Source organism: Xenorhabdus entomophaga, from assembly GCF_037996725.1.
GTDB lineage: Bacteria > Pseudomonadota > Gammaproteobacteria > Enterobacterales > Enterobacteriaceae > Xenorhabdus > Xenorhabdus khoisanae.
Genome location: NZ_JBBMXH010000025.1, coordinates 40,284 through 46,841, shown reverse-complemented (window position 1 = coordinate 46,841; position 6,558 = coordinate 40,284). Strand labels below are relative to the sequence as shown.

8 protein-coding genes are annotated in these 6,558 nt (G+C 42.6%); 2 read left to right on the top strand and 6 right to left on the bottom strand.

Features of this window, described 5'->3' with window-relative positions:
• Positions 1-90 precede the first annotated feature (90 nt).
• The gene (locus AAC854_RS07515; RefSeq protein ID WP_422824062.1) at positions 91-423 is read right to left on the bottom strand and encodes a hypothetical protein; all 333 of its coding nucleotides are present in this window, start codon (positions 421-423) and stop codon (positions 91-93) included.
• A 184-nt stretch (positions 424-607) separates the two neighbouring features.
• Here AAC854_RS07515 and AAC854_RS07510 point away from each other — a divergent pair, with 184 nt between their 5' ends.
• A complete protein-coding gene (locus AAC854_RS07510) occupies positions 608-1,087 on the top strand; it encodes a C40 family peptidase (RefSeq protein WP_340616552.1) in 480 nt (159 codons plus the stop codon).
• Between the two features lie 75 nt (positions 1,088-1,162).
• Positions 1,163-2,179: a lipoate--protein ligase gene (locus AAC854_RS07505; protein ID WP_340616551.1), complete on the top strand. Its 1,017-nt coding sequence runs from the start codon at positions 1,163-1,165 to the stop codon at positions 2,177-2,179.
• 80 nt (positions 2,180-2,259) lie between these two features.
• On the opposite strand, the gene AAC854_RS07500 is transcribed toward AAC854_RS07505, so the two are convergent.
• The 5 genes from AAC854_RS07500 to AAC854_RS07480 all read right to left on the bottom strand — a co-directional run bounded on the left by AAC854_RS07500 (position 2,260) and on the right by AAC854_RS07480 (position 6,537).
• Entirely contained in the window at positions 2,260-2,625 is a 366-nt protein-coding gene (locus AAC854_RS07500; RefSeq protein WP_340616550.1) for a helix-turn-helix domain-containing protein, read from the bottom strand.
• Between the two features lie 231 nt (positions 2,626-2,856).
• Entirely contained in the window at positions 2,857-3,651 is a 795-nt protein-coding gene (locus AAC854_RS07495; protein WP_340616549.1) for a heme ABC transporter ATP-binding protein, read from the bottom strand.
• Positions 3,651-4,652: a FecCD family ABC transporter permease gene (locus tag AAC854_RS07490; protein WP_340616548.1), complete on the bottom strand. Its 1,002-nt coding sequence runs from the start codon at positions 4,650-4,652 to the stop codon at positions 3,651-3,653. The genes AAC854_RS07495 and AAC854_RS07490 overlap by 1 nt, the downstream gene beginning before the upstream one ends.
• Positions 4,649-5,467 (bottom strand): heme/hemin ABC transporter substrate-binding protein, encoded by an 819-nt coding sequence (locus tag AAC854_RS07485; protein ID WP_099115311.1) that lies wholly within the window; start codon positions 5,465-5,467, stop codon positions 4,649-4,651. The genes AAC854_RS07490 and AAC854_RS07485 overlap by 4 nt, the downstream gene beginning before the upstream one ends.
• On the bottom strand, positions 5,464-6,537 hold the full coding sequence (locus AAC854_RS07480) for a hemin-degrading factor (RefSeq protein WP_340616547.1): 1,074 nt from the start codon (positions 6,535-6,537) through the stop codon (positions 5,464-5,466). The genes AAC854_RS07485 and AAC854_RS07480 overlap by 4 nt, the downstream gene beginning before the upstream one ends.
• Positions 6,538-6,558: the final 21 nt, after the last annotated feature.

The window sequence follows — 6,558 nt, the reverse complement described above, 5'->3', positions numbered from 1 at the left end:
ATTGCGGTGCACCCAGCCAAAGAAATAAGCTTAAAAAAGCGAGTTGGTGTGATGATTATCGGGCAAGAGTTTTCTTTGGGTGAAAATTAATCAGAGTATGCTCGCGCCCTGATTGGAAGCATGACCCAATGTGTTTAATACAGATTTTTTCGTTCTCCCTGTTTTTCCTCCAAAGCTTGGATCATTGATATATCTGGATAGTAAGTCACCAACTGTTAATTCATCTACATCACCATGTGTTGGAATCCCATTTTGTTCAAGTTCTACTACTCTTTTGGCACCCCATGTCTTAGCATGGGAGTGTTTTATAAATGTACGGTTCTCTCGATATATATACTTACCTCCAGACTTAACTCCAACAGTACATCGGTAACGCAAAGTGCCGTCCGCACGGGGGCGTTTTTCTATACTATAGTAAGCCATAATTGATATTCTCCTGCTTAGTCTCTCAATAGTATGGGGATATCATATAAGGTGTTCTTGGGGGTGCTATCAGGGGTGCTGATAATAGAAAAATAGCGTAAAATAACCTTAATTGCACGAAAATAAGCAAAACTGAAAGCATATTAAATTCACTATGATAGTAAGAGATAGCAGGTGTTTGACAATGAAATTGAGATATTTGTTTTTGCTATTTAGCCTATTTCTTGTTGGCTGTACTAATCCTGCTTCCAAATCTACCCCCCCTCCGTTAAGAGTTGCCCTTTCTGATCCGATAATGGTCATAGCCCAGCTAAGAGATCAACTTGAACAATGGCATAGTACGCCATACCGTTACGGTGGTATGGATAGACGTGGTGTTGATTGTTCTGGTTTTGTCTATCGTACTTTTTATGATCGTTTTAATATCCGGCTTCCCCGCACAACGAGTGAACAAACCAGATTAGGCACAAAGATTAGCAAAGATGATTTGATGCCGGGAGACTTGGTCTTTTTCAAGACGGGCAGTGGTGAGAGTGGTTTGCATGTCGGTATTTATGATACTAACAATGAATTTATTCACGCATCTACCAGCAAGGGGGTAATCCGTTCCTCGCTTGATAATGTGTATTGGCGCCGTGTTTTCTGGCAGGCTCGCAGGATGTGATCCCACTTTCATCCCATTTTCCCGGCAACGCTTTATGATATCTTAATGTTCTGTTTTCCTTTGCCGGAGCCAAAAATGTCCACATTACGTTTGTTGCTGTCAGACTCTCACGATCCTTGGTTTAATCTTGCTGTTGAAGAGTGTATTTTTCGACAGATGCCACCAAATCAGCGTGTTCTTTTCTTATGGCGTAATGATAATACTGTCGTAGTTGGGCGTGCACAAAATCCTTGGAAAGAGTGTAATACCCGAAGAATGGAACAAGATGACATTAAACTGGCTCGACGTAGCAGTGGCGGAGGGGCGGTTTTTCACGATTTAGGTAATACGTGCTTCACTTTTATGGCAGGTAAACCTGAATATAACAAAACTGTTTCCACGCAAATCATCCTTGAAGGGCTGAAAAAATCAGGGATTCATGCGACAGCTTCTGGCCGCAATGATCTGGTTTTATTTTCCCCTGAAGGAGAACGTAAAATCTCTGGTTCTGCGTATCGGGAAACTAAAGATCGGGGATTTCATCACGGAACTTTATTGATTAACGCAGATTTGAATCGTCTGGCCGATTACCTTAATCCTGATCCTAAAAAATTACAGGCGAAAGGTATTACGTCGGTTCGTTCCAGAGTAACAAACTTATCTGAATTATTGCCCGATATTACACATGAAAAGATTTGTCAGGGCATTATTGAGGCATTTTTTGACCATTTTGGCGAAACAGTTAAGGCGGAAATTATTTCACCGCAGGTTTTACCTGATTTGCCGGGTTTTAGTGATATTTTTGCTAAGCAGAGTAGTTGGGAATGGAATTTTGGTCAGGCTCCAGCGTTCAGTCATACGTTAGATACACGATTCCGTTGGGGGGGAATTGAGCTGCATGTTGATGTTGAACATGGTGTGATCAGCCGTTGCCAGATGTTTACCGACAGTCTTGAACCTGCACCGTTTGAATTACTGGCTGAAAAGTTAATTGGGGTATTGTACCAGCCAGAGGCAGTTGGACGGATCATTCAGCAAATTAGTGAGTTATATCCTTCTTTGGATACAGAGCTACAGCAATCGTATCACTGGCTCATCAATGAATTGAAATAACCTGAAAATTTAGCAAAGTGTGAAAAAAATGGTCAACTACAGGAAAGTTGACCATAAAGGGTGACACTTATTAAAAATTTTTATTCTTCACAATGTAAAAAAGTCTTTAATTCAGGTAGTTGCCCGTTTTCTCTGAATTTAGCCGGCGTAGTGTTAAAATGTTTTTTAAATATCCGGGTAAATGTAGCCTGAGAACTAAAACCATATTGCAGAGCAATATCAAGAATCGGCAAATTATCTTCATGCAAAGATCTGGCTGCTTCATGAAGACGGCGTCGGCGTACGTATTGGCCTAGTGTACAACCTTTTAATTCCTTAAAAATTCGTTGTAAATGCCATTTTGAATAGCCACTCTTATGAGCAATAGCATCTATCTTTATGCCTTCTGTTTGTTGCAGTTGGCTTTCTAGCCATCTGACTATATCGTTGATAACATTTTCTAACATGTTTACCTCCCACGTGAGTGGGGTTTTTGCTAAAAAGATACCGATATATAAATAATTATTTACGTTATTGCGCGTGCCATTTTAAGAATTTCCTTTTTGTCGTATACGCAAAACGTGCGATTTAGGGTTAAGAACCGTTATATGTTATTTGTTTCTTTTTATCCGAACAATAGATTTGAAACTGTAGCTAATCAGCTAAGATCCGAAAGGTGAAGAGAATAATCACTCTTTTTACTGCCTGAGATAGATTTGTGGTTGATGAGTTTCAGGATGTTGGGTGACACCTAAATCAGCTTGATACCATTGTTTGAGAATATCGTCCCGCAGTACATCGTATGGAGTGCCTGATGCGACTAATTTTCCTTTGTGCAAAAGGATAATTTTGTCAGCATAAAGGGCAGCCAAGTTTAAATCATGCAGCACACAGCAGACAGCAATAGGTTGCTGACGTGTCAGGCGATGAACGAGTCGTAGTGTATGTTGTTGATGATAAAGATCCAGCGCTGAGGTGGGTTCATCCAAAAAGAGACAAGATTCTGTAGGCTCCGGATGCCAAAGTTGGGCTAAAACCCTCGCTAACTGAACCCGCTGTTGTTCTCCACCTGAAAGTTGTTGGTAATTTCTTTTTCTCAGTTCTTCGCACTCAGTTAATGCAATAGCTTCATCAATAGCGATTTTGTTGTGGGCATTTTCATGGGGAACACGACCCATTGCAATGACTTCTTCCACACTAAAAGGAAAAGAAAGGGCGCTATATTGCCGCATTACCGCACGAATACGAGCGAGTTGCTGAGTCGGCCAGCGGGAAATGGGAACGCCTTTTAACAGGCATGTTCCTGAGTTTGGCGGAATATAGCCAGTTAATAATCGTAACAGTGTTGATTTTCCCGCCCCATTTGGGCCAATAATCGCGACAACTTCCCCAGAACGAATGGAAAGTGAAACATCTCTGATTATCTGGTGTTGGCCGACGAAATAATTTAAATTTTTAGCTTCAAGCAAGTTATCTGACACGACCCGTTCCATTATAAACGGCCTCCTGATGACTTAAGGATCAGCCATAAGAAATAGGGAGCACCAATCAAACCCGTTATCAATCCTACTGGCATTTCGGCGGGAGAAACCAATGTCCTGGCTAGTGTATCAGCGGTTAACAAAAGGCATGCTCCGCCCAAAGCTGATATTGGTAGCAACCAAGTATGATCGCCACCAAACCGCATTCTGGCAAGATGTGGAATAACCAAACCGATAAAACCAATGACACCAGACAGTGCAACTGCACATCCGATCAACAACGCACTCAGTAATAATAATTGATATTTAGTACGCTGGACATTGATGCCTAAATAATGTGCTTCTTCATCACCCAATTGAAGCAAATTTAACTTTCGTGACTGGCTGAATGACAGTATACAAACGGGAATAATGAGGGATGCGGCAATTATCAGCGTTGGCCATTGAATTTGGCTTAACGACCCCATCATCCAAATGGAAAACTGGCGCAATTGTTGATCGTTACTGATATAACTTAATACACCAATAAATGCCATGCACAGTGCATTAATTGCGATACCTGCCAGTAGCAGCTTTGATAGGTTACCGTGGCTATATTTATTAAGAGAGAATATCAGGGAGGATACCAATAAGCTGCCGGCAAAAGCCGCAATAATATGGCCGTATAGCGCAATACTGGCTGGTAAAGTGAAAGGCAGGACGATAGCCATTGCTACTGTAAGTGCTGCTCCACTACTGATCCCTAATAACCCGGGATCGGCCAGGGGGTTGCGGAATAACCCCTGCATCACGGCACCAGACACAGCCAATGCACATCCGACAAGAATTGCCAATAGAATACGTGGCAACCGAATATTTAACCAAATTTGCCACTGTGGATCCTCCAAAGAGGATTCCCACAGGGTTTTAAAAGAAAGTGGCAATGCCCCCATGTTGGCTGAGCTGATTGCTAGAAAGAATAACAACAAACCCAGTATTATCAGACCGATACTGGGGGATTGAGAACGACTCATTGCACTTTCTCCGCGGCTTCACGGACTTGTTTCATAACGGCAGGCGTTTGCAGCCCAAATCCAAGCAGACCCATTTCATCAACAACAACGATCTGTTTTTTCTTGCCTGCGGGAGTGAAATTTAATCCGGGAAGTTGCCAAACTTTATCCATACCGCCTAAAGTCTTCAATCCTTCTGTACTGATCAGTAACAAATCTGGCTTGCTGGCGATAACTCCTTCTTGAGACAGAGGGCGGTATCCTTGAATTCCCTGCATTGCATTCTTTGCACCAATCGCACGAATAATCTGATCTGCGGCTGTTTTTTGACCGGCAGACATTGGCATAATGCCACCGTGGCTCATGACAAAAATGACCTTAGTGGGAATATCTGATGTGGCGATATTTGCTAATTGTTGCCGGTATTGGGCAATCAATGCTTCACCGTGTTTTTCCTGATTGACCGCCTTGGCGACGGTCATGATTTTTTCAGGAACGGCTTCTAACGAGGTTTCGCTGGTCACTTTAATAACTTTTACACCGGAATCTTCGACTTGCTTGAGTGCCAGAGAAGGTTGAGCCGATTCACTGGCGATCACCAATGATGGGCGCATAGACAAAATCCCTTCTGAATTCAGCATCCTCATATACCCTACATCGGGTAGAGAGAGTAATGCTTTGGGATTTTGGCTGGTACTGTCCCTTGCGACAACATGCTTTCCTTCGCCAAGTGCAAAAACAATTTCAGACACATCGCCACCAATTGTAACAATGCGCTCAGCAGAGAACACATTGAAGGAGATGGCAAGCATAAATGTTAGAAGCCACTTTTTCATGCTATATAAGTTTCCTGTTCTGGTTGCAGTTTAGGCAGAGCGGCTATTTGTTCACGCCATTTAGCTTGCTCTGGAGTACCTTCGGTGCGTTGACCGTATAACTGTGCGATTTGATTTCCATTGGCATCAAATAACTCGAGGCTGGTGACAAAACCATTATCTGTTGGTTTACGGGTAACCCAGCTTTCAGCAATGGCACTTTCAATCAGGTGCAGAGTGAAATTATGGTTGAAAATATTGAGCCATTTCTGAGAGGAATTTTCTTCCTGATAAGGCATCAAACGCTCCAGTTTGCCGGTAAAAATCTGAACGCAGCCACGGTTTCCGACAAAGACCATGATTTCGTTCTGATCGTTATAGGCAGTTTCAACTATCTGGTTTACTGCTGAATTATCAACACGATATGCCAAATCATCACTGACAGCATTGAAAATTTGCTGGCGGTTCAGATTATGGCGTTTCATCATGATGAAGAATTGATGTACATCAGTCATCGCTCGCCATTCTTCATCTAACTGTGCACGTAATTGCTCAGTGACTTCTGCATGTTCAGGTGCTTTTTCTGGCTGAATCTCCAGCGCCGGATTTTCATTGGACTGATATTTTTCGATCAAAGCATCCCACGCAGCCATATCCGTATTACTGGTGGTATAGACCTTATGCAGTGCGTCACCTTGGCGATCAAAGAATTGAATGCTGTGACGCATACCATTCTTGGCAGGCTCAACCAAAGAGAAAATACTATTCCAGTGTTCGAAGAACAAACGCAGGTCAAGTTCACGTGGGTTGAGGATCAAACCAACGTGTGGGCTGAATTTGGTATTTTCGTAACGGCCAATATGCTCGTGAACAGCGAAATCATTGCGGGTAATTGCCTTGGTTTCGCCAACTGTCGCCAGTTCCTGAAGTAAGGTTGGAGCATCAATATTCAAACGTTTTGCGTCAATACCGACACGGCTCTGCAATAACTCTCCTTCGCTGACATTGAGATAAGCCGCGAGGTCACGTGCATATTTAGCTTTGTTATCTGCTTTGGCTTGTTGGTAACGTTCATAAAGTGATTGATTCACAGTTGCTGACTCCTTAAAAAA

What these genes read in the sequence shown, in the direction of transcription:
- AAC854_RS07515 (WP_422824062.1), bottom strand. Translation starts at nt 423, where the DNA reads ATGGCTTACTATAGTATAGAAAAACGCCCCCGTGCGGACGGCACTTTG.
- AAC854_RS07510 (WP_340616552.1), top strand. Translation starts at nt 608, where the DNA reads ATGAAATTGAGATATTTGTTTTTGCTATTTAGCCTATTTCTTGTTGGC.
- AAC854_RS07505 (WP_340616551.1), top strand. Translation starts at nt 1,163, where the DNA reads ATGTCCACATTACGTTTGTTGCTGTCAGACTCTCACGATCCTTGGTTT.
- AAC854_RS07500 (WP_340616550.1), bottom strand. Translation starts at nt 2,625, where the DNA reads ATGTTAGAAAATGTTATCAACGATATAGTCAGATGGCTAGAAAGCCAA.
- AAC854_RS07495 (WP_340616549.1), bottom strand. Translation starts at nt 3,651, where the DNA reads ATGGAACGGGTCGTGTCAGATAACTTGCTTGAAGCTAAAAATTTAAAT.
- AAC854_RS07490 (WP_340616548.1), bottom strand. Translation starts at nt 4,652, where the DNA reads ATGAGTCGTTCTCAATCCCCCAGTATCGGTCTGATAATACTGGGTTTG.
- AAC854_RS07485 (WP_099115311.1), bottom strand. Translation starts at nt 5,467, where the DNA reads ATGAAAAAGTGGCTTCTAACATTTATGCTTGCCATCTCCTTCAATGTG.